This window comes from Corynebacterium sp. BD556 (assembly GCF_038452275.1).
GTDB lineage: Bacteria > Actinomycetota > Actinomycetes > Mycobacteriales > Mycobacteriaceae > Corynebacterium > Corynebacterium mayonis.
The window spans coordinates 246,106-270,878 of the sequence record NZ_CP141643.1 but is presented as its reverse complement, the minus strand read 5'-3'; the positions used below and the strand labels follow the sequence as shown (position 1 = coordinate 270,878).

The window sequence follows — 24,773 nt, the reverse complement described above, 5'->3', positions numbered from 1 at the left end:
GGACACGACGCTAGCACGCACTCAACGCAACCCAACACACAGCCTTGAAACAACCACGCGCTCCCCACACCCTAACCGCCAGGCTGCCCCTTCACCCGCGCCGCCGTCTTATCCAGCCAACGCTGGACCTGAATACGAAACTTCACCGCCTCCATCGACTTCGGCGGCGCCTGGATCAAAACATCAGAACCATATCCCAACTGCAGCTCCTTGGCGCGCAAAACCTCAGCATCGACCTTCACGCCAACAAGGAGCACCACGTTCATCAACCAAACAAGCAAAAGCACAGTCAGCACGGTGCCAAAGGCCCCGTAGGCGGAGCGCACCCCCACCAGAGAGGTATACAAACCAAAACCCAGCCAAATCACCGCACTGAGCAAAAAGGACAACAAAGCCCCAACAGTAAAAACACGGAAGCGTCCACGGCGCACATTCGGGGCGACATAAAAAAGCATCGAGACTAACCCAAGAGAAACCACAGCGATAAAGGGCATCTGCAACCAGCTCCACACTGGAAGAAAAATGGAGGTCATATACTCCAGCTCCTCCACCACACCGAGTGGTTCTGCGACCGGCCCAAGCACCTTGACTATCAACGACTCCCTCATCAAGCTCGCCACAATGATCACCAACGCGCCGGCTTCCAACACGACCGTAGCCAGACCCATAGTCAGCCACGTCAGCAAGAAATTGCGGCCCTCCACGCGCCCGTAAATCACGTTGGCGTTGCGCGAAAAGGAGCGCATATACGCGGAGGCAGACAAAAGCGACAGCAACCCGGAGACAATCAAAGCCACCTTATTTTCCGAGGGAGTGCCCACGATGGTGTCGGCAACAGCGAGCGCCTGCATCTGGAACTGGCTGGGAATGTAGCGCTCGACCAATTCAGCAAAAAGCAGCGGGATCTCACGATCATCAGCGGGCAACAACAAAAGCAAGAAAGAGTACGTGGCCACCATCGCCGGAGCAAGCGAGAGCAGCGTGTAGTAGGTAAGGCTTGCGGCACGGTCGACCATTGCATCAACCGAAAAGTCAGCAACGAGCCGCTTGAGCACCAACACCCACCCGGCGCGCGTCAACCGATTACCGGGCGTGGTCAAAGGATGCGGCCGCACCCCAGGTGGTGCGACAACCTCAACGCGGCCCACACCGTACGGCAAAACCATCTCCGCGCGATGCGCGACAACCTCGGGGTTTTCCATGCCATTTACCGTAGTCGGGGGCTTGCACACCGCGTTAAGCTACCAACATGGGATTTCTAGATCGGATGCGCGCTTTCCTCACCGGGAATGCCTCCGCCCCTCTCATCGACTATCCACAGTCGTGGCGAGAAGTCGGCGTCGACAAGCTCAACGTGCACACCGCCAACCTCTCCCCCGATAGCAATGAAATGCTCGTGATTATCACGACCTCAACTATCGATCCACTGCGCCTAATCGAATCCCCTGTGCGCCTGACCAGCCCAGGCGAACGCGATGTCACCTTCGTGCCCGTCGAAACACCTGCCGCTCCCGCCCTCGATCCGAACCTTGGGTGGATCATCCCCGTCACCGCGGACACGGCAGCGGAGCTGGCTGCGCTTCCGCCAGGACCCGGCGCACACGAACTGCTCTCGCTCCACCTCGGGATCGTGGTGGAATAACCTTGCGCATTGTCGACTCCTTGGTCGCGGCCAAACCGGTGAGCTGGCGCCGCGGGGAAACCAGTAACTACCTCAACCCGGACATCGTCGCGAAGGTACACGAGGCCGCCGCACGCTTTTCCCGCTTCGAGCCTTGGGTGGCAAAGACCTACGGCGGACATGGCGTCATCGAATCAGCCCTCCAGCGCGCGCTTGTCAACGACCGCGACGTGTGGCTCAAGCGCGACGACGCCCTTCCCATTTCGGGTTCCATCAAGGCACGCGGCGGCATCCATGAAGTTTTTCGCCTGTCCGAGCAATACCCGGTAGACAAACCGCCGCTGGTGGTGTGTTCCACCGGAAACCTCGGCCTGTCCATCGGCACGGTCGGCCCCGCCCTCGGCTTCGACACAGAGGTCCACATGTCGGCTGATGCGAAGCAGTGGAAGAAGAACCGCTTAGTTGACAAAGGGGCGCAAGTAGTCGAACACGACGCACAGTTTTCCGATGTCATCGCGGCGGCGCGCGACGCAGCCACGCAGGCCGGCGCCTTTTTCATCGACGACGAGGACTCCCTCGGCCTGCTCGCCGGCTACGCCGTGGCTGGCGAGCGCCTCAAAGCGCAGTTCGACGCGTTGGGAATGAAGTTTTCCGCCACCAATCCCTTGCACATTTATCTGCCTTGCGGGGTCGGCGGCGGGCCTGGCGGAGTCACCTTCGGCGTGAAGATGGTCTACGGCGACGCAGTGCGCTGCCACGTGGTGGAGCCGGTGACCTGCCCAGCGATGACGCTCGGCCAAATCACCGGCCGCGGCTGTGAAATCTCTTGCGCGGATATTGGTTTATCAGGAGTGACCATCGCCGACGGGCTCGCGGTGCAGCGGCCCTCTCCCCTGGTCAGCCGCGAGGTGGCGCATTTGTTTTCCGGTTTCCACACGGTGACAGATACGGAGGCACTAAGAGCTACCGCCCAGCTCGAAGAAGCAACTGGAGTGCTAGTCGAGCCTTCCGCCGCCGTAGCTACTCTCGTCGCTTCACGCGCCGAAGAAAAAGGCACCCACCTAGCTTGGCTAACAGGAGGCTCATTGATCCCGGAAGAAGACCGCACGCTTTTGCGCAGGGAGGCGAAACTGTCCGGGTTGGGAGCTTAAGGAGTTACCATGCCGCCGTGCGGCACTAAACTTTTAAGTATGCCTACCATCAACGAACTATTGGCCGATGAGTCGATCGATCTCGCCGCCACTGCCGACTCCTGGGAAGATGCAATCCGGCAAGCCGGTCGCCTCCTTAGCGCCACCGGAAACGTCGACCCTTCCTACACGGAGGCCATGGTGGAGTCCGTCAAGAACAACGGACCCTACATAGTTGTCGCCCCTGGGTTCGCTTTCGCTCACGCCCGCCCCTCCTCCGCAGTGCGGAAAACTACTGTTTCTTGGTTACACCTCACCGAAGCTGTCGAGTTCGGGCACCCCAAAAACGACCCCGTCCGAATCGTCGTCGCGCTGGCAGCGCTGGATTCGACAAGCCACCAACAGGCAATGGCCGACATTGCCACCGTTTTAAGCAAGCGCCGCGAGGAGCTGGACGCGGCTTTGACCCCCGCGCAGCTACGTCAAGTTCTTGGCGGCACCGCACCCACCCCAGCCACCACGGACACAGACACAGACACAGCCTCTTACTCCACGGAGCCTAAGAACAAGATTTTAACTGTCTGCGGAAACGGGCTCGGCACTTCACTATTTCTCAAAAACACCCTCGAAGACGTCCTCGGCACATGGGGGTGGGCGCCGTTTATCAATGTGGAGGCGACGGACACAATTTCGGCAAAAGGCAAAGCCAAGGAGGCCGACGTCATCCTCACCTCCGGCGAAATCGCCCGCACCTTGGGTGATCTCGGTGTGCCGGTTTATATCATCGAGGACTTCACATCAACCGGCGAGGTTGACTCCGCCCTCCGCGAACTCTACGACATCTAGGACATCCAGGACATCCACGGCATCTAGGACACCACTATGGACACACTTCTTTCCATCCCGCAGTTCCTCGTCAACGAGGTTCTCGCTGTTCCCGCCTTCCTCATCGGCATCATCACGGCGGTCGGCCTGATCGCTTTGCGAAAACCGGCAGGTCAAGTCGTCGGCAGCGCCATCAAAGCAACGCTCGGCTTCTTGCTCATCGGGGCGGGCGCCACCCTCGTCGTCGCCTCATTGGAACCGCTCGGAGAAATGATCCAGGGCGCAACTGGCGCGCAGGGAGTGATCCCAACGAATGAAGCGATCGCCGGCATCGCTCAGGCACAATACGGCGCGCAAGTTGCGTGGCTGATGATCCTCGGGTTTGCAGTCTCCCTCATCCTCGCCCGCTTCACGCCACTGCGCTACGTTTTTCTCACCGGCCACCACGTCTTATTCATGGCCACAATGCTCACCATCATTTTGGCCTCGGCAGGCTACAACGCATGGGTCGTCGTACTTCTCGGAGCCGCTCTACTCGGTGTCCTCATGGTGTCACTGCCGGCCATCGCTCACCCCTGGACCCGCAGGATCACCGGGAATGACTCGATTGCCATTGGTCACTTCGGCACCGCCGGGTACGTCGCCGCGGGTGCCGTCGGCAAAGCCGTCGGCGGCAAGGGGGATAAAATGTCTGACTCCACGGAGGACCTTCGTCTGCCCGAGGGGTTGCGGTTTCTGCGTGACTCGATGGTCTCCACAGCGCTTTCGATGGTTATCATGTACGTCGCTGTCGCCGCGCTCCTCCACATCCGAGTGGGCAGCGAAGCCGCGTTCGCCGCTTTCCCCGACGGTGCCGCAAATATCGGCAACTACTACATGCAGGCCGTCACCCAGGGTTTGCAGTTCGGTGTCGCGGTCGCGGTGATCCTTTTCGGTGTCCGCACGATCCTCGGTGAGCTGATTCCCGCTTTCCAAGGCATCGCCAACAAGGTCGTCCCAGGCGCTATCCCGGCGCTTGATGCCCCAATCGTTTTCCCCTACGCACAAAACGCCGTCCTCCTCGGTTTCATCTCCTCCTTCGTCGGCGGGTTGGTGGGACTGGCTGTGCTGGCGGCGTGGCTCAACCCAGCATTTGGGATCGCTTTGATTCTGCCCGGCCTCGTCCCTCACTTCTTCACGGGCGGTGCCGCTGGTGTGTACGGCAACGCCACCGGCGGCCGTCGCGGCGCCGTCCTCGGCGGGTTCACCAACGGTGTGCTCATCACGTTCTTGCCGGCGTTTCTCCTGCAAGCACTCGGAAGCTTCGGGGCGCAGAACACAACCTTTGGCGACGCCGACTTCGGCTGGTTCGGCATCCTTGTGGGCCTTGCGGCCCGCGTGGGCAACGTCGGCGGACTCGCGCTGCTTGTGCTGATCGGCGCTGCGGTCTTCGCCCTCGGCTTGTGGTCGCAAAAGAAGCTGGTCGACTCCGACTGGGATCCCACCCCACACCGGCCCTTCCCCGCCAGCGCTGCAGCGGTAACGAGCTTTGCACCGACCGCAGCAGACGCAACAGCTTCCCAGTCGAGGCAACGCCGCTACCCGAAGATCGCTCCGCCGGCGGGAGCCCCGGTTCCACCGCCCGCCCCCGCAGCGAACTAACCTCGCCCCAGCGTCTCTCCGACTCGCTTACCTGAGTGGATACATCCGCCCAGGAAGGTACCTTCCAGCGCGTTTTTGCCGTGCATTCCGCCGCCGCCGAAGCCGGCGGCTTCCCCGCAGGCGTAGAGCCCTTCGAAAACGGACCCATCGGCGGTTAAGGCACGGCCGGCAAGGTCGGTTTCGATCCCGCCGAGTGTTTTCCGCGTCAAAATGTGCAGCCGTACTGCGATCAGCGGGCCTTTCGTTTCGTCGAGGAGGCGGTGCGGCGGGTGGACGCGCACGATTTTGTCACCCAAGAAGTTTCGCGCCATGCGGATGTAATTGACTTGGATGTCTTTGGAAAAGGGGTTCATCATCTGGGCGTCGCGGTCGATAATTTGGCGGCGGACCAGTTCGGCGTCCAGTGTGACCTCGCCAAGCGCGTTCATGCCCTCGATCAGTTCGTCGAGGGTGGACGCCGTGACCCAGTCGACACCGTTGTTTTGGAAAGCTTTGATGGGCGCTGCAGTTCCCGGACCGAGTTTCCCGGCGAGCTTTTTGAGGGACTTGTCAGTCAAATCCGGGTTTTGCTCCGAGCCGGAGAAGATGAACTCTTTGTCGGCGATGGCCTGGTTGAGGATGAACCAGGAGTAACCGTAGCCGGTGCGCCCGATATGTGACAGGGCTGCGAGGTTGTCGGAACCTGGAAATAGGTGCGCAGGCAGGCGCTTTCCGCTCGCGTCGAGCCATAAGGCGCTCGGGCCGGGAATGATGCGGATACCGTGGCCCGGCCAAATCGGGTCCCAGTTAATCATTCCTTCCGGGTAGTGCCACATGCGGTCGGTGTTGACCAGGCGGGCGCCCGCTTCGGACGCAATGTCGATGCCGCGGCCGTCAACGTAGGCTGGCACGCCAGTGACCATGTTGTCCGGGCAGGGACCCCACCGATCCTCCGGCCAGCTACGGCGCACCTTCTCAAGGTTGCCGCCGATGCCGCCGGTTGCGATGACGATAGCTGCGCCGCGCAGCTCGAACGCGGCGAGCTCATCGCTTGACGACGCCTCCGCGCGCGCCCCAGTATCCTCAACAAGCTGCACACCACGTACTCCTACTGCCGCGCCATTTTCGACGATGATGTCGTCGACACGGTGCCGGAAGCGAAATTCGACGCGGCCTTCGGCCTCGAATGCACGAAGCGGATCCGCGAAGACTCGCACCACTTCCGGGCCGGTGCCCCAGGTGACGTGGAAGCGCGGCACGGAATTGCCGTGGCCGGAGGCGTCACCGGAGCCACGCTCAGCCCAACCGATGGTTGGTAGTACACGCAGACCCAAACCTTTGAGGTAATCACGCATTTCATGGGTTGCAAAGCGCACAAATTCACGCCCCCACCGACGCGGCCAGTTGTCGTGCTCCTCATCGTCGTAGTCAGCGGAGTTCAGCCAATCCACCCACGCTAGCTCCTCGCTATCTTTAACCTTCATCAAGGACTGTTCGGGGGAATCCACCAGAAAAAGCCCGCCGAGCGACCAAAAGGCCTGTCCCCCAAGATTTGCTTTGCTCTCCTGCTCAACAAAAACAACTTTTCGTCCCGCTCGTGCCGCTTCGTAGCCAGCCACCATCCCGGACAAACCGGACCCAACCACGATGACGTCCGCTTGGCCTCCCGCACGCATTGTTTCTTTCATACACGAAAATGCTACCGCAGCACGAGTAAAAGGTTGGGCGAACCCGATTTGAGTTAGTCAGCGCTTAGCGCTGTCGGGTTGTAACCTATACCGAAGGCCCGCCGGAAACCTGAGGGCGGTCCTTAAACATGCACCCAAACAATGTTTTCCAGGAAGGGCCCGAAGTGAGGATTGCTGTTCTCGGCGGAGATGGATTTTGCGGTTGGCCGGCGTCTCTGCACCTCTCCGACCTCGGCCACGATGTTGCTATCGTGGACAACTTGTCGCGCCGACGCATCGACGAGGAGCTTGGAGCGCAATCACTCACCCCGATTGCCACGATCGACGAGCGGATTGCGGCATGGAGGGAAGTCTCCGGTAAAGACATCGAATTCCGCAACCTCGACGTCGCCCATAACTTCGATGGCCTTTTCGCTTTCATCACTGAATACCGCCCCGACACGGTCATCCATTTCGCGGAACAGCGCGCCGCGCCTTATTCGATGAAAAACCACCGCACGAAGCGATACACCATCGACAATAACGTCAATGCCACACATAACCTGCTGGTAGCCATCGTGGAGTCGGGGTTGGATGTCCACGTCGTCCACTTGGGCACCATGGGCGTCTACGGCTACGGCACCGCCGGAATGAAAATCCCGGAGGGCTACCTCAACGTTACGGTCAAAACCGAAAACAACACGACCGTGGAGCAGGAAATTCTCTACCCGACGAACCCGGGCTCGGTCTACCATATGACGAAGGTGCTGGATCAAAACCTCTTCGCCTACTATGCGAAAAACGACGAGCTGCGCATCACGGACCTGCACCAAGGCATCATTTGGGGCACCCACACCCCGCAAACTGAGCGCGACGAACGCCTCATTAACCGATTCGACTACGACGGTGACTACGGCACGGTGCTCAACCGTTTTCTTATGCAGGCGGCTGTGGGCTACCCGTTGACGGTTCACGGCACGGGAGGCCAGACACGCGCCTTCATTCATATCCGTGACATGGTCAAGTGCATTGAGATCGCGCTGAACAATCCGCCAGCCCGTGGTGATCGGGTGAAAATTTTCAACCAGATGACGGAAACGCACCGCGTGCGTGACCTCGCTGAGCTCATCGGACGCATTTCCGGCGCTGAGGTTGCCCAGGTGCCCAACCCGCGCAAAGAGTCTGCGGAAAACGACCTGCACGTGTCCAACGACACCTTCCTCGATTTAGGTCTTGAGCCGACCCGCCTTGCCGAGGGCCTTTTGCTTGAGGTCGAAGACGTCGCCCGCAAGTACGCTGACCGGGCAGACCGCTCGAAGATTCCGGCGCGCTCATTGTGGACCAAAAACCAGTCTGAGGGTGTCCCCGCCGGCGAGAAGTAAATGCGCATCGCCCTGTTTACGGAGGTCTTTTTACCGAAGATCGACGGTGTGGTCACCCGCGTGACGCGCACTTTGGACCAGTTCGCCGTCATGGGCCACGAGGTGCTCATCTTCGCTCCCGGCGATCCCCCACCCACCTATGCCGGCTTTGAGGTGGTGAAGGTCCCCTCTGTTCCGTTCTGGCCGCTCTATCCCGAAATCGGGGCTGGGTTTTTCACTCCCAGGGTGTACCGCCGGCTTTTGGCGTTCAAACCAGATGTGGTTCACGCAGTCAACCCGATGTGGTTTGCGGGCTTCGCCACTTTGATCGCCAGCCGGATGGGTCTGCCCATCCTCGCTTCCTTCCACACCGACGTGCCCGAGTACACGGTGCGTTTGGGTGCAGGCTGGCTCAAAAAGCCTTCTCAGGTGGGCATCCGGCATTTCCACGCTAAAGCCCAGGTCAACTTGGTGACCTCCGCGCCGATGCTGGACAAGGCGAAAGATTATGACATTCCACGTGTGGAGATTTGGCCGAAGGCTGTCGACACGGTCGGTTTCTCTCCCGCCAAGGCCTCACCTCAAGCCAGGGCCGCACTGAGCGGCGGCAACCCTGACGCTCCCCTGGTTATCTACGTCGGTCGGATCTCCGCCGAAAAGTCGACCTCAAGGACACTCGGCATCATGGAGCAGGTGCGGCAACGTATCCCCACGGCGCGCCTAGCGCTGGTGGGCGACGGCCCGCAGGCCGAGGAGCTGGGTGCAACGATGAACCGCGACTGGATCACTTTTACCGGCTACCTCACCGGTTCCGAGTTGCAGGCAGCCTACGCCTCCGGCGATGCTTTGCTGTTTCCCTCGACGACAGAAACCCTCGGCTTCGCGGCTTTAGAGGCTTTCGCCTCCGGTGTGCCGGTTGTCGCCGCCCGCGCCGGGGGTCTGCCCTATGTTGTCGAGGACACAGTCACCGGCTTCCTGATCGACCCGGACCTGCCGGATTCCGCCTGGGCTGGACCGCTGTCGCGCCTGCTCAGCGAACCGCACTTGCGAAGCACGATGTCGCGCGCGGCGCGCGAGGAAGCACGCAAATGGTCCTGGCAGGCGTCGACGCAGCGCCTGGTCGAGCTTTACGCCGAGGCCCAGGCGCGCGTGCTCTAACGCTTCTTAGCGAATGTCTTGCGGGTCTTTGCGCACTGGGTAGATCTTGGGGCGCACGCCCCCGATCTCCTCAACAATGCGGATGACCTGGTTGGAGTAGCCGTACTCATTGTCGTACCAGACGTAGAGCACCAGGTGGTTGCCGGAGGCGATCGTCGCTAAGCCGTCGACGACACCAGCGTGAGTGGTGCCGAGCAGGTCCGTGGAGACGATGTCCGGCGAATTGATGTAGTCAATTTGTTGGCGCAGGTTCGAGTCGGTGGACACGCGACGCATATAATCGTTAACCTCATCCTTCTCCACCTCCTTTTCCAGGTCGAGGTTCAGCACAGCCATGGACACATCAGGGGTGGGAACGCGAATCGCGTTGCCGGTCAACTTGCCTTCAAACTCTGGCAGGGCCTTGGCGACGGCCTTCGCTGCACCGGTTTCGGTGAGAACCATGTTGAGGGCGGCAGCGCGACCACGGCGCGGGCCCTTGTGGTAATTGTCCGCCAAGTTTTGGTCATTGGTGTAAGCATGGACCGTTTCGACGTGGCCGTGACGCACTCCGTAGCGGTCGTTGATCACCTTCAGCACCGGGGTGATGCCGTTGGTGGTGCACGACGCCGCGGAGATCACACGATCCGAGTCTTCATTAGTAATGTCGCCGTGGTTAACTCCGTAGACGATGTTGCGCACATCGCCTTTGCCCGGCGCGGTGAGAACGACACGGTCAACACCCGTGGACTTCAAGTGCTGCGACAGGCCCTCGCGGTCACGCCAGCGGCCAGTGTTGTCCACCACGATGGCGTCGTTGATGCCGTAAGCGGAGTAATCGATGCTGGAAGGGTCATCGGAGTAGATCATTTGGATCGGGGTGCCGTTAGCCCAGATGATTTCCTTCTCCTCATCCACGGTGATCGTGCCGTTGAAAGCACCGTGGACGGAGTCGCGGCGTAGCAGGGAGGCACGTTTGACAATGTCGTCGTCGCCCTTCTTGCGCACCACAACAGCGCGCAGCCGCACACCTCCGTACATCCCCTCGCGGGCAATCAAGATCCGCGCCAGCAGGCGGCCGATGCGACCGAAGCCGTAGAGCACCACATCGCGCGGCTCAAGCTGCTGGGCCCCACCAATGACCTCGGCAAGCTCCTCCTCCAGGAAGGTGCGCAGGTCTTTTCCCTCAGTGCGGGAAAAGTTCTTTGCCAACCGACCTAAGTCAATCGACGCGCTGCCGAGGTCAAGCTCCACCAGCTCCTTGAGTATCGGCAAAGTGTCGTCCAGCGGCAACTCCCGTTCCACGATGCGGCGTGCGTAGCGGTGCGCCTTGATCACGTCAATGTCGGTCACGCCCACCAGAAGGCGACCATAGATGGAGGTGGCGACGTTATTTTCGCGGTGAAGCTGGCTGATCAACGGAACCATTTCCTGAGCCAGAGTCAGTTTGTGGTTCCAATTTAGGGGGTTCGAGGATGCCTCAGTCACAGTCGTCCTTTTAGCTTGTGCGATCTTCTCGGAAATGTGCGCCCAAAAGGTGCGCAATCAGCCCCATCTTAGCCCAATTATCGGGGGCGGCTCAGAACTTCCCGGTATTTGGCGGGGTGTGGTTCGGGGGTGAAGGAGGCGTCGTGGGTCTTGTCCACCAGCACTGCTCGTACCCCCTCCGCAAAGTCCGGTTCGCGGCACACTACCGCGCCCAAAATGCGTTCATTTTCCAAGGCTTGCGCGAGTTCTCCCGAGGCGTTGGCCTCCATGAGCTCCGCTGCCGCAACCAGTGCCGAGGGCGAAGCTTTCTCCGTCAGCTTCTTTGTGAGATCGCGCAGCTCGGGGTAGTTCTCCAGGTTCTTGCGGATTTGCGCCCACGAGCCGAGGAATGCCTCGTCCGCGTCGTCGAACCAGCGAGCCAGATCGGATGTGCCCGGCGCAAGCGCAATCTCGTCCAACACGTCTAGTCCTTCCTGTGCGATGCGCTCAGCGAGACCGTCGAGGCTTTCAACCTTGTGTGTTGCCAGGCCAGTTTCGAGCATGTCGTCGGCGGTGAGCCGGTAGCCGGTGAGCGCCAAAAAGGTACCCAGCCCTTGAGTGGGGTGCTTCGGCAAGTGTTGCAGGCGCCAGCTCATGCCAACATCAGTGATGTAGCCAATGTTCATCTCCGGCATGGAGGCAAAAGCGTCCTCGGTGACGACCATGTGAGTGCCGTGCGCGGATACCCCTAGCCCGCCGCCCATGTCCACGCCGCTGACTAGGGCGATGTAGGGCTTGGGGTAGTTGGCGATAGTGAGGTTGAGTTCGTATTCCTCGGCGAAGAACCTGTCGACGTCCCCCGCGCGGCCGTTGAGGATTCCGTCGCGGGCCTCGCGTACATCTCCGCCGGCGCAGAAATGCTTTCCGGAGGAGCGGATCACCACTTGCTCGACGCCCTCGTCGTCGCGCCACTTTTCTAGCGCCTCGGAAATAATGGTGACCATCTCGTTGTTCAGCGAGTTCAACGCTTTAGGCCGGTCGAGGGTGATCACCCCAGTTGTGTTAATTACCGTGGTTTTCACTGGTTTTTCCATGGACTCGTTCATACCGCCCAGTGTTGCACACCACACACGGGTTTTCACCGGTTTATTTTGAAGTGGAAAGGTTCGAAAGGCGGTCATGAGAACCATCGATTTCACCCAGCCTGCGAATGTCGTTGCCCCGCAGCTGCTCGGCTGTGTGCTCACCCACGGCGGGGTGAGCCTGCGCATCACCGAGGTGGAGGCCTACCTGGGTGTAGACGACCCGGCAAGCCACACCTATAACGGCAAGACCGCCCGCAATGCGGCCATGTTCGGCCCGCCGGGGCGGTTCTACGTGTACGTCTCCTACGGCATCCATTACAACAGCAACATTGTCTGCGCACCTGAAGGCGAGGGGCAGGGCTGCCTTTTGCGCGGCGGCGAGGTGCTCACGGGCGAGAAGGTGGCGAGGAAGCGCCGCCAACGTCCGGACCGGGCACCGATCGACTTCCACAACCTCGCGCGCGGCCCAGGCAACGTAGGTCAGGCCCTCGGGCTGACTCTCCAGGACAACGGCGCCCCCGTCAACCTCACTGTGCGGGAGGCGGAGCCGGAATGGGTAGCAGGCCCGCGCATCGGCATCAGCAAAAACACCGCTGTGCCGCTGCGGTTTTGGATACCCGGCGAGAAGTCAGTTTCCACTCCGAGGGGACGACCGACACGGCGTCACCTTTAGCCTTTTTTGCTTTTCTTCTTGCTTTTCTGCTTGCCGTTTTCGAGCTTGGCTGCGGCGTCGGGAACGTAGTTGAACTCCGCGCGCGGTGGGCGTTGGTAACTCTCGCCGCTGGGTCGCTTCGGAATGGAAGGCAGGTCTTGCTCGATGTGCTCGTAGGGCACGGTGGACAAAAGGTGCGAGATGACGTTGATTCGCGAACGTTTCTTATCCTCGCTTTCCACCGTGTACCAGGGCGCGGAGGGGATGTCGGTATGCACGAACATCTCGTCTTTGGCCCGCGAGTATTCTTCCCAGCGGGTGATGGACTCAAGGTCCATGGGGGAGAGCTTCCAGCGGCGCAGCGGGTCTTGGCGGCGCGACTCGAAGCGGCGGTACTGCTCCTCGTCAGACACCGAGAACCAGTATTTGCGCAGCATGATGCCATCCTCGACGAGGAGTCGTTCGAAAATTGGTGCCTGGTGCAAGAAGCGACGGTACTCCTGGGAGGTGCAAAAACCCATGACGCGCTCGACTCCGGCGCGGTTGTACCAGGAGCGGTCGAAAATCACGATCTCGCCCGCCGCCGGGAGGCGTTCAATGTAGCGCTGGAAGTACCACTGGGTTTTCTCCCGCTCGGTCGGCGCCGGTAGCGCCTCAATTCGGCAGGTGCGCGGGTTGAGGTATTGGGTGATGCGCTTAATGGCCGATCCTTTGCCGGCGGCGTCACGGCCTTCCATGACGATGACTAGGCGCGCCCCAGTTTCAACGACCCACTGCTGCATTTCAACTAGCTCTGCTTGCAGGCGCCGTAGCTCATCTTCGTAGGCTTTTTTGGCCAGTTTCACGGGTTCTTTCTCGCTCATTGTCGGTTAGTCCACCTTAAATTCGGCCATCTCGTCCCACTCGGTTTTACCTTCGATGAGGGTGTTGATGATCTCGGGGGTCTTTTGCAGGATCGTGGGGAACATTTCAGTGGCTTGCTTGAAGTGCTCGGAGTTGACGTGTGCTTCGGCGGCGTCGTCGTTGAAACCTTCGACGAGGATGTATTCGGCTGGGTTGTCGGTGCTGCGGAACCATTCGAAAAACAGGCAGCCTTCCTCGGCGCGGGTCGCCTGAGTGAAGGCGTCGACAAGTGTGCGGAAGTTCTCCACGTGCTCGGCCTTCGGCGTGAACTTAACGTTGATCAGGATCATGGTTTCTACGCTACCCGGCTGTGTATCGGCAGGCTCGGGCGGTATAAATATAGGCTCAGATGTATGTGGCTGGGAAATGTCACTGCGGAGTTGCGCGGATGAGAGGTATGTAACTGTGAGCATGACCATTGATCTCAATGCCGACCTCGGCGAATCCACCGCCGGCAACCCCGTCGCAGACGATGCCGCGATGCTAACCATGGTCTCTAGTGCCAACGTTGCCACGGGTTTTCACGCTGGCGATCCGCATTCCATTTCCCGCACGCTTGCCGACGCCGCCACAGCCAACGTCGTCGTCGGGGCGCACCCGGCTTACCACGACCCTGTCGCCTTCGGGCGCCGCTTCGTCGACTACACCCCGGGCGAACTTGCCGACGAAATCCTCTACCAGATCGGCGCTCTTGATGCTCTTGCCCGCGCCCGCGGAACTAAGGTCAGCTACGTCAAACCGCACGGCGCGCTGTATAACACCATCGTCACCCACGCCGCACACGCGCGCGCCGTAGTTGACGCCATCAAGGCTTTCAGCGGTGAGCTTCCCGTCATGCTTCTGCCGGGCAGCGTCGCCGTTGACATTGCAGAAAGGGCCGGTTTGCGCGTAATCCGCGAAGCCTTCGCCGACCGCGGATACAACCCGGACGGCACGCTCGTGCCGCGCCGCGAACCCCACGCCGTTATGCATGACCCAGCCGAGGTTGCTGCGCGTGTGGTGCAGGTCGCCACCTCCGGCTCTGTTACCGCCATTGACGGCACCACACTGAAAGTCAACGCCGAATCCGTTTGCGTGCATGGTGATTCCCCCGGCTCTGTGGAGCTGACCCGCAGCATCGTCGAGCGTCTTGGCGCCGAAGGCATCGAGATCAGGAGCTTTTTGTGAGCCATCCCGTCATCAAAAGGGTCGGTACACGCGCACTGATCGTCGACTTGCCTGACCTCGACACGGTGATGGATTGGCACGCTGCGCTTCATGGCGCGCCACTGGAGCACCAAACCGACTGCATCGCCGCGGCGCGCACGGTCCTTCTTACCTTCGATTCTCCCGTCGCGGCGACGACAGCCGCCGAAAAACTTGCCGCTTTCTCTCCCGCCCACGCCCAGCGTACGCAACCGCGCGATATCGAAATTGAGGTGCTTTACAACGGCGCCGACCTCGCTGACTTAGCCGCTTCCCTCGGTCTTTCCCGCGCGGAGCTCATCGACTGGCACACCTCTACCACGTGGGTCGCCGCTTTCGGTGGCTTCGCCCCCGGCTTTACCTACTGTGTGCCGAAAGACTGCGCATACGCCCGCGACATTCCGCGCCGCACCAACCCGCGCACAGAGGTACCTGCTGGTGCCGTGGCATTGGCAGGTGACTTCTCCGCCGTCTACCCCCGCACCTCCCCGGGAGGTTGGCAGCTCATTGGCACCACCCGAACCCCGATGTGGGATTCGCAAGCCACCCCTCCTGCCCTTGTTTCTCCTGGGGACAGGGTGCGCTACTTAGCCGTCGATAAGCTTGTTGAAAACCACTCCCCCAGCCACTTTCACCTGCAGCGGCCGCCGCGCCGCCCGGTTTTCACCGTCGACGACCCCGGCTTGCAAACGCTCTATCAGGACTTGGGCCGCCAAGGCAACGGCAACCTGGGCGTGTCTACCTCCGGCTTTGCCGACCGTGCCGCCGCTGCCACCGCCAACGCCGCGGTGGGCAATAAACGCAACGCCACATTGTTGGAGAACATAGGTGGCATGACCCTGACCGCCCTTGCCGAAACGGTTGTGTGCATCACCGGCGCGTTGACAACCGTGACCGTGGCAGGGCGCCCCGCGCCTTTGGCCACGCCGGTTATCGTGCCCTGTGGCGCCGAAGTAGTCATCGGCGCGCCGACTGTGGGCATGCGCAGCTATCTCGCCGTGCGCGGCGGGTTGATCGCTGAGACGGAACTGGGCTCCGCTGCCACGGACTTACTATCTGGTCTGGGGCCCAACCCGATCACCGCCGGCGAGACAGTCTCGATGTCTTTGGCGAAACCGCAGTCGGCGAACGCGCTGTTGACTAACCCGCTGCGCGTCGAGCGTGATGACACAGGCACCGTCGGTGTGGTGCGCTGCGTGCTGGGACCCCGCGACGACTGGTTTAGCCCAGAAACCGTCGCGCGCTTTTTGTCTGCCACCTACACCGTGACCGCGGAATCCAACCGGGTCGGCCTGCGGCTGCAAGGCGGCGAGCCGCTTGAGCGCAGCCGCCCCGGCGAGCTTGCCTCCGAGGGGATGGTGGCTGGCTCTGTGCAGATCCCGCCGTCCGGCCAGCCGGTTGTGTTTCTCCGTGACCACGCCGTCACCGGCGGCTACCCCGTTATTGCGACGGTGATCAACGAAGATGTTGACATCGCCGCCCAACTCCCACCCGGCGCTAAGATCCGCTTCGAGCTCTACGCCCTCTAAGGAATGTCTCCGTGACTGTTACAACCGTTTTGATCGCCAACCGTGGAGAGATCGCCGTGCGCATTGCCCGCACCGCCCGCGACCTCGGTATTCGCTCTATTGCCGTGTACTCCGAACCGGACACCGGCGCGCTGCACACCCAGATCGCCGACGAGGCCTACCTGCTGCCCGGCAAGACTTCCGCCGAGACCTACATGAACGTTGCCGCCCTCATCGCAGTCGCGCACCGTGCCGGCGCGGACTGCCTCCACCCGGGTTACGGTTTCCTTTCAGAAAACGCGGACTTTGCCCGCACCGTACAAGAAGCTGGTTTGACCTGGATCGGGCCTTCGCCTGAGTCGATCGAACTGCTGGGCGACAAGCTCTCCGCCCGCGCTGTCGCCGTCGAGGTCGGCGCCCCGCTTGCCCCCGGCACCTCCGCACCCCTAGCGACCTGGGAGGAGGCCCGCGACTTCGCAGATGAGCACGGCTTGCCGATCGCTATCAAGGCTGCCTTCGGCGGCGGCGGGCGCGGACTGAAAGTCGTCTTCGATGAAGATGACATCGAAGACAGCTTCAACTCGGCCAGCCGCGAGGCCCGCGAAGCCTTCGGGCGCGGCGAGTGCTACGTGGAGAAATTCCTCACTCACCCACGCCACGTCGAGGCACAGGTTGTGGCCGATTCCCACGGCAACGTCGCCGTTTTGGGTACACGTGACTGTTCCACGCAGCGCCGCTTTCAAAAACTGATCGAGGAAGCCCCAGCCCCCTTCCTCACCGAGGAGCAACGCCGCAGCATCGAGGAGGGCGCCCGAGAGATATGCAAGAAGGTCGGCTACGTCTCGGCAGGCACCGTGGAGTTTATTGTCTCCGCGGACGGCACCGTGTCCTTCTTGGAGGTCAACACGCGGGTTCAGGTGGAACACCCCGTCACTGAGGCAGTCACCGGCGTAGATATTATCGCTGAGCAGTTCCGCGTCGCCGCTGGCGAGCGGTTGTCCTTTGCTGGTCGCGACCCGCAGATCAACGGCCATGCTTTCGAGTTTCGGATCAACGCTGAGGACGTCACCAACGGTTTCGCTCCCTCTCCCGGCACGATTACCCGCTTTGAGGTGCCGACCGGCCCGGGCATCCGCGTGGACACGGGCGTGCGCTGCGGCTCAACCATCCCCGCCTACTACGACTCGCTCATGGGCAAGCTCATCGTGTGGGGCCCGGACCGCGACACTGCCCTCAACCGCTCCCGCTCGGCCCTTCAGGAGTTCCTCATTGAGGGTGTTCGCTCGGTGCTGCCGTTTCACCGAGACATGGTTGAAGCGCCGGAACTCAACGGCGAAACCCTTGATCTTTACACCGACTGGGTGGATCACCACTACTCGCCGTCGGCCGCGCACGAGACTGTGGGGATCGAGCACATCTACGATGAGCGCACCAGCGTTGTGATAGAAATTGACGGCAAGCTGCACACCATTGGTTTCCCCTCCGCCTTTTTGGGCGCCAGCGGGCCAGCGCAGCAGGCCACTGAATCGGCAGAAGGTGCTAAATCCGGCGCGGTTAGCAGCACGTACGAGGCGACCATCGTCGAGTGGTTAGTGTCCGACGGTGACGTCGTCTCCGCAGGCGATGCCATTGTCACCATCGAAGCGATGAAGATGGAGTCGGTCATTAAAGCCCCGTGCGATGGCCAGATTTCTTTGGCTGCTGAGCCGGGCGAGCGTGTCGCGGCGAACGCGAGGATTGCCACCATTTCCTGAAAGTTTCTTGTGTGTCAAGCTGGCTCAGACTGCGGCCGGCCAGCTCCGCCGGTCGATTTCGCGCGGGGTCGTGCTTGCCACTTCCTCGCCGCGCCCGCTTGACGACGTCCACCGAGCCCGCGCCACCATCGCACACGGCGCCCTCATTGTCAAAGACATCTGCCCCGCTGAGCTACCTGTCAGCGTCGAGAAGGCTCGGGCTGCCCACCTGCTGCCGCAAACAACTGCTAGCCACCTTCACGCAGGTTGACGAGCTGTCAGGCGCACGCGACCTCCTTCTCACACTGCAAAAGTCACAGATCGTTGTCCGCGCCCTACAGTCCACAAAACTTCCTCGTGGCGTCTCAGCGCACTTCTTGCCTGAGGGATTTGGTACTCACTGTCGCGCACGTTCGCGCTGTGCATCTTGCCTGGAAAGTGGCCGATCGCCAGGTCCGGCTTCGAGTTCATCACTACCGACTGCGGAGTCACACCATAGGCCCACAACTCTGGAATCCACCCTTCGGGCACGTCAACGGCTTCGCCGAAGGTCGGGAGTGCTCAGGTTCGCAATTCCGCTCGCCTGCGGGTCACCCATGCGCACCGTGGACCGCCGGGTAACGGGAGGTGATCCGCACTGCATCAAAGACCGGGGAGGCTGGGATGGGACGCATGGACACGACCATCGAGATACATGGCTACGTTGCGGCCTTGTTCGATGTGGGCGACGGGCACGGCGGCGTCGATAAGCGACCTTTCGAAGGCGAAAGAACAGCCGTGAGAAAAGCAACGGTGTCCTTCGTCCAATCCGGGGTCGCATCCGTGGTTACAGCAACCACTTTGCCTTCGCGAACAATACGTTAAGCGGGGATGTCGGTTAGAAAATCGCCGCCGGCGCGCAAATTCGAGCTGGTCTTTCCCGGCCCCCAAGCACACCAAAAACAGCGCCCGGCTTCGGGTTGCGCTGAGCGAAAAAATCAAAGGCGTACTTTTTGTCCAACGCGATCACGTTGGCCTGGGCATAGCCAAGCGAAAAGCCCGCCGTCGACCGCACATTCTGCGTGCGAAACAACGAGCGGGCCTAGACCTTCAAGCTACGCCCACAACGCGGCGAGGCCCTCCAAGGAACGCACACCCATGTAGACAGTCAGCGCCAGAACCACAACACCGATCAGCAGCAGCCACACGGGGTATTTGTAGCCGTGGAGCACATCGCGGCGCCGCCACGCGGCGTACATGACAACAGCGAAGCCGATCGGCAAAATCAAACCGTTGAAAGCACCCGCGAAAATCAGCAAGGTCTGCGGCGCCTTACCCAGGATGAGAAACAAAGCCGCACACACAGCGACGAAGACAACAGTGAGGATATTCCGGGTCCGCGCAGGAGTGTTCTGCGTGGTGACGAAAGAAATGGAGGTGTAGGACGCGCCAATGACCGAGGACAGCCCCGCCGCCCACAAGACAAGGCCGAAAGCACGCATTCCGAACTCACCTGCTGCGTGGTAGAAGGCATCTGCCGCCGTGTTATTTTCTGACAGGGCGACACCCGTAGAAACAACCCCCAGCACCGCCAGAAACAGCAGCATGCGCATGATGCCGGTGACGACGATACCCAGAATCGAGGACTGCGTGATCGACTTCAGGTTGTCAATTCCGGCGTTTCCGGAGTCAATCAAGCGGTGCACACCGGCGAAGGTGATGTAGCCGCCAACGGTGCCACCAATCAAGGTGGTCACGACAAGAAAGTCAACCTTTTCTGGCAAGACCGTCTGCTTCAAAGCCTCACCCACCGGAGGCTGGGAGACCACCGCAACGTAGAGCATGAGCAAGATCATGATGGCGCCAAGTGCGACCACGATGCGATCCAGGGCGACACCAGCGCGTTTGGACAAAAAGATGAAGATGGCGATGGCCGCAGAAACCGCACCGCCGACTTTTGGGTCGATGCCAAACATGGCGTTAATTCCCAGACCGGTGCCGGCAATGTTGCCGATGTTGAAAATCAATCCGCCGATGAACACGAGAGCTGCCAGCAACCAGCCGAGGCCAGGGACAAGACGGTTACCAAGCTCGTTGGCGCGTAGACCGGATACACCGAGGACCCGCCAGACATTCATTTGGATGGCGATGTCGACGAGGACGGACAGCAAGATGGCGAAAGCCAGCGCGGCGCCCAACTTGACGGTAAAGACGGAGGTCTGGGTGAGAAAGCCTGGTCCGATAGATGAGGTTGCCATCAAAAACACGGCGCCGAGCGCCGGGCCGATGCCGCGGGCGGCGGCGGGCGCAGGTGTGGCGGGAGCCTCGGTGGCTACCGCAGACGAACCGTTTTCAGGCGGGTTCGAGGTATTCACTGTGACGCCCCTTTCATGTTCGAAGAAGTGTGACGCGAGAAATACTAAATCATGGGATGTGCCACACCCTGCACCGCTTGCCCCACCACCCCCGGGATTGTGCAACAATCTGCCGGGCACTCGAGTACGCCACGTAGGTCTACTGGCCGTCTCAGCCCCGGCAACGGGGGTATACCAACTATCCTTCTATCTCCTCCGCCAATTCGAGCCAGTGCGCCTCCAGTTCCCCACATTCCTCGCGGGCAGCGTTCATCTCGCGGGTCTTCTCCCCGATTGCCTCAAAATCCGGGGCGTCTACAGCAGACATTGCGGCGATCTCCTCCTCCAACTGCTGTGCGCGTTGCCCCGCCCGCGACATGTTGCGCTCCACCGCCTTCAACTTCTTGCGCAACTCGCGCTCCTTTTGCGAACTCAAGCCCGAACGCTTGGCCGCGGCCTGCTTCTCTCCCGCGCTATTGCCCCCCACATCCAGCGGCGCAATATCTCCCTCCATGAGTGCGCGCTGCTCAATGTACTGGCCGATTCCGCCGGGCAGGTGGGTGAGTTTGCCATCCCCGAACAGCGCGTAGGTGGAATCGCAGATGCGCTCGATGAGGTAACGGTCGTGGGAAATCACCACGAGGGTACCGGGCCAATTGTCCAGCAGATCCTCAAGCTCCTGCAGGGTGTCAATGTCGAGGTCGTTGGTGGGTTCGTCGAGAAGCAGAAGGTTCGGCTCCCCCATGAGCACCCGCGTGAGCTGCAGTCGGCGACGCTCGCCACCGGAGAGGTCACCGACCGGAGTGCGTTGACGCTGCGGCGCAAACCCAAGGCGCTCAGCGAGCTGAGAGGCTGACATCTCCCCCTTCCCCATGTGTACATAGGTGGCCACGTCCTCCACGGCGTCGATGAGACGCCGCGTGGGGTCAAGATCATCAAGTTCCTGGCGCAGCCAACCTACCCTGGCTGTCTGTCCCTGGATGCGCTTTCCCGCCGCGAGAGGATACTCACCCGCCAAGGTGCGGAGAAGTGTTGTCTTGCCCGAGCCGTTGACGCCGACGATGCCAATGCGCTCACCCGGCGCGAGACGCCACGTCAGATGATCCACTAGCAGCCGCCCGTCGGGCGCCTCAATGCGCGCATCCTCCAGCTCGACGACGACTTTGCCCTGACGCTGACGGGAAAAAGACATCAGCTCCACCTTGTCGCGGGGCGCTGCGACATCGGCGATGAGAGCCTCCGCCGCCTCAATGCGGTAGCGCGGCTTGGAGGTACGCGCCGGCGCACCGCGGCGCAGCCAGGCGAGCTCTTTGCGGGCGAGATTTTGCCTGCGCTGCTCTATCGCATCGGCCTGACGGGCCCGCTCCGCGCGGGCAAAGGTCCAGTCGTTGTAGCCACCTTCGTAGACGTCAACCTGGCCGTCGTGGACTTCCCAGGTCAAAGTGGCTACGGTGTCGAGGAACCAACGGTCGTGGGTGACCACAACTACCGCTACCCGGCGCGCGGTGAGGTGATCGGCGAGCCACTGCACGCCCTCGACGTCTAGGTGGTTGGTTGGCTCGTCTAAAACAACCAAGTCCAGGTCCTGGACGAGCGCGGCCGCAAGGTTGACGCGGCGGCGCTCGCCACCGGAGAGTTTCCCCACCGCCGTGTCTAGCCCCAACTCATGCACACCCGTGCCTTTGAGCACCTCACGCACTTTTGCATTCGACGCCCACTCGAAGGTCTGCAAACCGAGCGGCTCGACGACGGCCTGCCCTACCGTCAAGGTGTCGTCGAGGTCGAAGCGTTGGGTCACGACCGCCATCCGCAAGTTCGAGTTGTGGGAGACGCGCCCAGCGTCCGGCTTTTCGACGCCGGTGAGCACCTCCAGAAGCGTCGTTTTGCCGCCGCCGTTGACGCCGACGATTCCGATGCGCTCGCCGGATTGAACGCCGAGCGAGACACCGTCGAGAAGCGTCTTAAGCCCCCATGTCTTCGAGACGTTTTCGAGATTGATCAAGTTAGCCATAGGAGTCCTATCTTATGCCCCGGTTGCCTCAATCGAGCAGCGCGTTAAGGGTAGAGCTGCGCTGAAACATCGTGACAATGTGCGCGCAAGCCAAAGCATCCGAATCCGCCTGATGGTGGTTGAGCCTAAAACCCGGAGCGCAATAGGCCACCACGGTGGGCAGGCGATGATTTTCAAGCTGAGGCAAAAGCCTGCGTGCGGTGCGGCACGAGCAATAAAACTCCCGCGGAAAAGTACCGGTGGAATAGTAGCGGTCTAACCCCCGCCACACTGCGGCATCAAAAGTCGCGTTGTGTGCCCACACTGGGAGGTCCCCAACAAATTCATATACCTCGTCTGCGATGTCGAACCAGCTCGGCGCTTCTTCGACATCGCCCCGATAAATGCCGTGGATGTGCGAAAACTCGAAGCGAATGTGTTCTTCCGGCGGGCGCAGGTAGGTAAGCAACTGGTCAACAACCACCCCACTGCGCACCTTCACCAGCGCCACTTGGCATGCCGACGCCCCGCCAACACGGTTCGCGGTTTCGAAATCGACGGCGACGAAGCTGCGGCTTAAAGCCGCACGGGTGGGAATGTAGATGCTTGTGCGTTTGGCCTCGCTTGAGGGCGCGGGCACTATATCGACCACGGGCATGCCATCTAAAACGTGGCGCAGGGCCCCAACGATGCTGATTGGTTGGAAACTCACCCGCTTACCGTAGAACAACCACCGGACACCACATCGAACACTAAAGCTAATCCAGTCGGGCACCTTCAGCCGGTCCGGTGGTTCTAAACGCCTCGTAGTCTGGGAAAAGCGCGCGCAACTGCGCTTCTGCCTGCTGCGCGTGCTCACCATCGCGGCACAAAACGGCGACGGTGGGCCCAGATCCCGACACAATGGCGGCTAACCCTACCCGCGAGCCCTCCTCCAGCACCGCGAGAAGTTGCGGGCGCATCCGCACCGCCGGAGCTTGCAAGTCGTTGTGGAGCGCCCCCGCCACTTGCTCCGGGTCCCCGCTCAGCAGCGCACGCGATAGCGCGGTGGTATCCAAGCGGGCGACAAGGGCCGGGTCGTTGTGGCGCAGATCGTCGAGAAGCGTAAAGGCTCTCCCCGTGGGAAGCCCGACCCGCGGGTTAACAAAGACCCAGTGGAAGGTGCCGCGCGAAATCATCGCTACAAGCTCATCGCCGCGCCCCGTGCCCTGCGCCGTTCCCCCCATCAGGCAAAAAGGCACGTCCGCACCGAGGCCTGCCGCGAGACGGTGAAGGGCATGAAAGTCCACTTCAACCCCACCGTAGTGGGCGACGAACTCGGCGGCGGCAACGAGCGCCGCGGCTGCGTCGGCGGAACCTCCCGCCATTCCCCCGGCGACAAAAACCCGCTTGTCCACGTGAATTCGCACCGCCGGGACGTCTACCCCCGCATCTTCCACGACAGCTTCGACAGCTCGCCACGCCAAGTTAGCGGCAGTGTTGATGTTTTCCTCCGGCTCGGCAACAGCAAAGGAAGTCGACATAGAGGTGACCACACCCCCACTACCGCCCCGTTCAACCTTCAACGTCACCCGCTCCCGGCGCTGCACCGCCTGGAATACCGTAAGCAGGTCGTGGTAGCCGTCCCGACGCGCGTCACCCACACCAAGGTGCAGATTCACCTTGCCCGGTGCTGTGGCGGAGAACTCACGCACCACGGGCCTGCCCCAGCCGAGCGAAATCAGCCGCGGACAGCTTCTCGCCCCTCAGCCCCGGGTCGATCCCGACAGCGCGCAGCGCCTCCTCAGCGGCCTGGGCGGAGCCGTACTGGCTGGCCAAGGTAGAGCGCAAAGTTTTGCGGCGCTGAGCGAAGGCTGCGTCGACAAGCGGAAACATCGCCTGACGCACCTCGGTGCCAAAGGGACGAGTCACGTCGATGCGCACCAACCCACTTTCGATGTTGGGCGCCGGCCAAAAAACATTCTTGCCGATCAGCCCCGCGAAGGAAACATCACCATAGAAGGAGGCCTTCACACTGGGCACACCGTAAATCTTGCTGCCCGGATCAGCCGCGAGACGGTCCGCGACTTCCTTTTGCACCATCACCAACACCCGCTGGATCGAATCGAACTCCTCCAGCAGGTGCAACAAAACGGGCACGGAGACGTTGTAAGGCAAGTTGGCCACAAGCGCGGTCGGTTCAACTGCAACATCTCCGCGAGTGACCTTGAGGGCGTCTTTGTTGATCACGGTGAGGCGATCTGCAACCCCACCTGCGCGATCTTCGATCGTGCGCGCGAGCCTGCCCGCCAACCGGGGATCAATTTCCAAAGCGACAACCCGCTTTGCCACCTCGAGCAAGCCGAGCGTGAGCGATCCTAAGCCGGGGCCAACCTCCAGCACAACATCGCTGTGCGTGAGATTAGCCTCAGCGACGATGCGCCGCACCGTGTTCGGGTCATGCACGAAGTTCTGGCCCAGCTTTTTGGTGGGCACCACGTTGAGATCCTCGGCAAGGTGGCGGATCTCTGCCGGCCCCAGCAGGCGAACGTCAGTCATGACGTTTTAGGTTAGCAG

General features: G+C 61.2%; 22 protein-coding genes and 1 pseudogene. 11 read left to right on the top strand and 12 right to left on the bottom strand.

Annotation, left to right across the window (positions count from 1 at the left end; genetic code table 11):
• Positions 1–71: 71 nt before the first annotated feature.
• Positions 72–1,202 carry a YihY/virulence factor BrkB family protein gene (locus VLL26_RS01320; protein WP_342319343.1) on the bottom strand — a complete coding sequence of 377 codons (1,131 nt, stop codon included), beginning with the start codon at positions 1,200–1,202 and terminating at the stop codon, positions 72–74.
• A gap of 47 nt (positions 1,203–1,249) precedes the next feature.
• On the opposite strand from VLL26_RS01320, the gene VLL26_RS01315 reads away from it, so the two are divergent.
• Genes VLL26_RS01315 through VLL26_RS01300 form a run of 4 tightly spaced genes read left to right on the top strand, consistent with a single transcriptional unit; the run spans position 1,250 to position 5,217 of the window.
• Positions 1,250–1,642, top strand: a complete 393-nt coding sequence (locus tag VLL26_RS01315) for a hypothetical protein (protein ID WP_342319342.1) — start codon at positions 1,250–1,252, stop codon at positions 1,640–1,642.
• A 2-nt stretch (positions 1,643–1,644) separates the two neighbouring features.
• On the top strand, positions 1,645–2,772 hold the full coding sequence (locus VLL26_RS01310) for a D-serine ammonia-lyase (protein ID WP_342319341.1): 1,128 nt from the start codon (positions 1,645–1,647) through the stop codon (positions 2,770–2,772).
• Between the two features lie 39 nt (positions 2,773–2,811).
• Positions 2,812–3,597 (top strand): PTS sugar transporter subunit IIA, encoded by a 786-nt coding sequence (locus VLL26_RS01305; protein ID WP_342319340.1) that lies wholly within the window; start codon positions 2,812–2,814, stop codon positions 3,595–3,597.
• 36 nt (positions 3,598–3,633) lie between these two features.
• Positions 3,634–5,217: a PTS ascorbate transporter subunit IIC gene (locus VLL26_RS01300; RefSeq protein WP_342319339.1), complete on the top strand. Its 1,584-nt coding sequence runs from the start codon at positions 3,634–3,636 to the stop codon at positions 5,215–5,217.
• Here VLL26_RS01300 and VLL26_RS01295 read toward each other — a convergent pair.
• The gene (locus VLL26_RS01295) at positions 5,214–6,884 is read right to left on the bottom strand and encodes an FAD-binding dehydrogenase (protein ID WP_342319338.1); all 1,671 of its coding nucleotides are present in this window, start codon (positions 6,882–6,884) and stop codon (positions 5,214–5,216) included. The two genes, VLL26_RS01300 and VLL26_RS01295, sit on opposite strands and share 4 nt — an antisense overlap.
• A 164-nt stretch (positions 6,885–7,048) precedes the next feature.
• Between VLL26_RS01295 and VLL26_RS01290 the strand changes: the two genes are divergently transcribed.
• Together VLL26_RS01290 and VLL26_RS01285 are read left to right on the top strand one after the other, a co-directional pair.
• Positions 7,049–8,245, top strand: coding sequence for an NAD-dependent epimerase/dehydratase family protein (locus VLL26_RS01290; RefSeq protein ID WP_342320120.1), 1,197 nt, complete (start codon positions 7,049–7,051; stop codon positions 8,243–8,245).
• On the top strand, positions 8,246–9,382 hold the full coding sequence (locus VLL26_RS01285) for a glycosyltransferase family 4 protein (RefSeq protein ID WP_342319337.1): 1,137 nt from the start codon (positions 8,246–8,248) through the stop codon (positions 9,380–9,382).
• A gap of 6 nt (positions 9,383–9,388) precedes the next feature.
• Here VLL26_RS01285 and VLL26_RS01280 read toward each other — a convergent pair whose 3' ends face one another.
• Positions 9,389–10,849, bottom strand: a complete 1,461-nt coding sequence (locus tag VLL26_RS01280; protein WP_342319336.1) for a glyceraldehyde-3-phosphate dehydrogenase — start codon at positions 10,847–10,849, stop codon at positions 9,389–9,391.
• 77 nt (positions 10,850–10,926) lie between these two features.
• Positions 10,927–11,934, bottom strand: a complete 1,008-nt coding sequence (locus VLL26_RS01275; RefSeq protein ID WP_342319335.1) for a 3-hydroxyisobutyryl-CoA hydrolase — start codon at positions 11,932–11,934, stop codon at positions 10,927–10,929.
• Positions 11,935–12,007: 73 nt separating this feature from the next.
• Here VLL26_RS01275 and VLL26_RS01270 point away from each other — a divergent pair, with 73 nt between their 5' ends.
• The gene (locus VLL26_RS01270; RefSeq protein WP_342319334.1) at positions 12,008–12,586 is read left to right on the top strand and encodes a DNA-3-methyladenine glycosylase; all 579 of its coding nucleotides are present in this window, start codon (positions 12,008–12,010) and stop codon (positions 12,584–12,586) included.
• Here the strand turns inward: VLL26_RS01270 and ppk2 are convergent.
• Together ppk2 and VLL26_RS01260 are read right to left on the bottom strand one after the other, a co-directional pair.
• Positions 12,583–13,428 (bottom strand): polyphosphate kinase 2, encoded by an 846-nt coding sequence (gene ppk2 / locus VLL26_RS01265; RefSeq protein WP_342319333.1) that lies wholly within the window; start codon positions 13,426–13,428, stop codon positions 12,583–12,585. The genes VLL26_RS01270 and ppk2 overlap by 4 nt on opposite strands.
• 6 nt (positions 13,429–13,434) lie before the next feature.
• Positions 13,435–13,758, bottom strand: coding sequence for a putative quinol monooxygenase (locus VLL26_RS01260; protein ID WP_342319332.1), 324 nt, complete (start codon positions 13,756–13,758; stop codon positions 13,435–13,437).
• A gap of 121 nt (positions 13,759–13,879) precedes the next feature.
• Here VLL26_RS01260 and VLL26_RS01255 point away from each other — a divergent pair, with 121 nt between their 5' ends.
• Genes VLL26_RS01255 through VLL26_RS01240 form a run of 4 tightly spaced genes read left to right on the top strand, consistent with a single transcriptional unit; the run spans position 13,880 to position 18,165 of the window.
• On the top strand, positions 13,880–14,635 hold the full coding sequence (locus VLL26_RS01255) for a LamB/YcsF family protein (protein ID WP_342320119.1): 756 nt from the start codon (positions 13,880–13,882) through the stop codon (positions 14,633–14,635).
• Positions 14,632–16,182, top strand: a complete 1,551-nt coding sequence (locus VLL26_RS01250; protein ID WP_342319331.1) for a carboxyltransferase domain-containing protein — start codon at positions 14,632–14,634, stop codon at positions 16,180–16,182. The genes VLL26_RS01255 and VLL26_RS01250 overlap by 4 nt, the downstream gene beginning before the upstream one ends.
• A gap of 11 nt (positions 16,183–16,193) precedes the next feature.
• Entirely contained in the window at positions 16,194–17,915 is a 1,722-nt protein-coding gene (locus VLL26_RS01245) for an acetyl/propionyl/methylcrotonyl-CoA carboxylase subunit alpha (protein ID WP_342319330.1), read from the top strand.
• Positions 17,916–17,922: 7 nt separating this feature from the next.
• A complete protein-coding gene (locus tag VLL26_RS01240) occupies positions 17,923–18,165 on the top strand; it encodes a hypothetical protein (RefSeq protein ID WP_342319329.1) in 243 nt (80 codons plus the stop codon).
• Between the two features lie 113 nt (positions 18,166–18,278).
• Here VLL26_RS01240 and VLL26_RS11120 read toward each other — a convergent pair.
• From VLL26_RS11120 to rsmA, 6 genes and pseudogenes are all read right to left on the bottom strand, one after another.
• Positions 18,279–18,966: pseudogene (locus VLL26_RS11120) on the bottom strand (D-glutamate cyclase family protein); the annotation flags it as partial.
• 22 nt (positions 18,967–18,988) lie between these two features.
• Positions 18,989–20,248 carry an NRAMP family divalent metal transporter gene (locus tag VLL26_RS01220; RefSeq protein WP_425292277.1) on the bottom strand — a complete coding sequence of 420 codons (1,260 nt, stop codon included), beginning with the start codon at positions 20,246–20,248 and terminating at the stop codon, positions 18,989–18,991.
• Positions 20,249–20,426: 178 nt separating this feature from the next.
• Positions 20,427–22,238: an ABC-F family ATP-binding cassette domain-containing protein gene (locus tag VLL26_RS01215; protein ID WP_342319326.1), complete on the bottom strand. Its 1,812-nt coding sequence runs from the start codon at positions 22,236–22,238 to the stop codon at positions 20,427–20,429.
• Between the two features lie 28 nt (positions 22,239–22,266).
• A complete protein-coding gene (locus tag VLL26_RS01210; protein ID WP_342319325.1) occupies positions 22,267–22,929 on the bottom strand; it encodes a 3'-5' exonuclease in 663 nt (220 codons plus the stop codon).
• A 46-nt stretch (positions 22,930–22,975) separates the two neighbouring features.
• Entirely contained in the window at positions 22,976–23,878 is a 903-nt protein-coding gene (locus tag VLL26_RS01205) for a 4-(cytidine 5'-diphospho)-2-C-methyl-D-erythritol kinase (RefSeq protein ID WP_342319324.1), read from the bottom strand.
• Positions 23,879–23,903: 25 nt separating this feature from the next.
• Positions 23,904–24,755 (bottom strand): 16S rRNA (adenine(1518)-N(6)/adenine(1519)-N(6))-dimethyltransferase RsmA, encoded by an 852-nt coding sequence (gene rsmA / locus VLL26_RS01200; RefSeq protein WP_342319323.1) that lies wholly within the window; start codon positions 24,753–24,755, stop codon positions 23,904–23,906.
• Between the last annotated feature and the right edge of the window lie 18 nt (positions 24,756–24,773).

Excerpts from the sequence above, each read along its gene's own strand:
- VLL26_RS01320 (WP_342319343.1), bottom strand. The coding sequence starts at position 1,202 with ATGGAAAACCCCGAGGTTGTCGCGCATCGCGCGGAGATGGTTTTGCCG.
- VLL26_RS01315 (WP_342319342.1), top strand. The coding sequence starts at position 1,250 with ATGGGATTTCTAGATCGGATGCGCGCTTTCCTCACCGGGAATGCCTCC.
- VLL26_RS01305 (WP_342319340.1), top strand. The coding sequence starts at position 2,812 with ATGCCTACCATCAACGAACTATTGGCCGATGAGTCGATCGATCTCGCC.
- VLL26_RS01300 (WP_342319339.1), top strand. The coding sequence starts at position 3,634 with ATGGACACACTTCTTTCCATCCCGCAGTTCCTCGTCAACGAGGTTCTC.
- VLL26_RS01295 (WP_342319338.1), bottom strand. The coding sequence starts at position 6,884 with ATGAAAGAAACAATGCGTGCGGGAGGCCAAGCGGACGTCATCGTGGTT.
- VLL26_RS01285 (WP_342319337.1), top strand. The coding sequence starts at position 8,246 with ATGCGCATCGCCCTGTTTACGGAGGTCTTTTTACCGAAGATCGACGGT.
- VLL26_RS01275 (WP_342319335.1), bottom strand. The coding sequence starts at position 11,934 with ATGAACGAGTCCATGGAAAAACCAGTGAAAACCACGGTAATTAACACA.
- VLL26_RS01270 (WP_342319334.1), top strand. The coding sequence starts at position 12,008 with ATGAGAACCATCGATTTCACCCAGCCTGCGAATGTCGTTGCCCCGCAG.
- ppk2 (WP_342319333.1), bottom strand. The coding sequence starts at position 13,428 with ATGAGCGAGAAAGAACCCGTGAAACTGGCCAAAAAAGCCTACGAAGAT.
- VLL26_RS01260 (WP_342319332.1), bottom strand. The coding sequence starts at position 13,758 with ATGATCCTGATCAACGTTAAGTTCACGCCGAAGGCCGAGCACGTGGAG.
- VLL26_RS01255 (WP_342320119.1), top strand. The coding sequence starts at position 13,880 with ATGACCATTGATCTCAATGCCGACCTCGGCGAATCCACCGCCGGCAAC.
- VLL26_RS01215 (WP_342319326.1), bottom strand. The coding sequence starts at position 22,238 with ATGGCTAACTTGATCAATCTCGAAAACGTCTCGAAGACATGGGGGCTT.
- rsmA (WP_342319323.1), bottom strand. The coding sequence starts at position 24,755 with ATGACTGACGTTCGCCTGCTGGGGCCGGCAGAGATCCGCCACCTTGCC.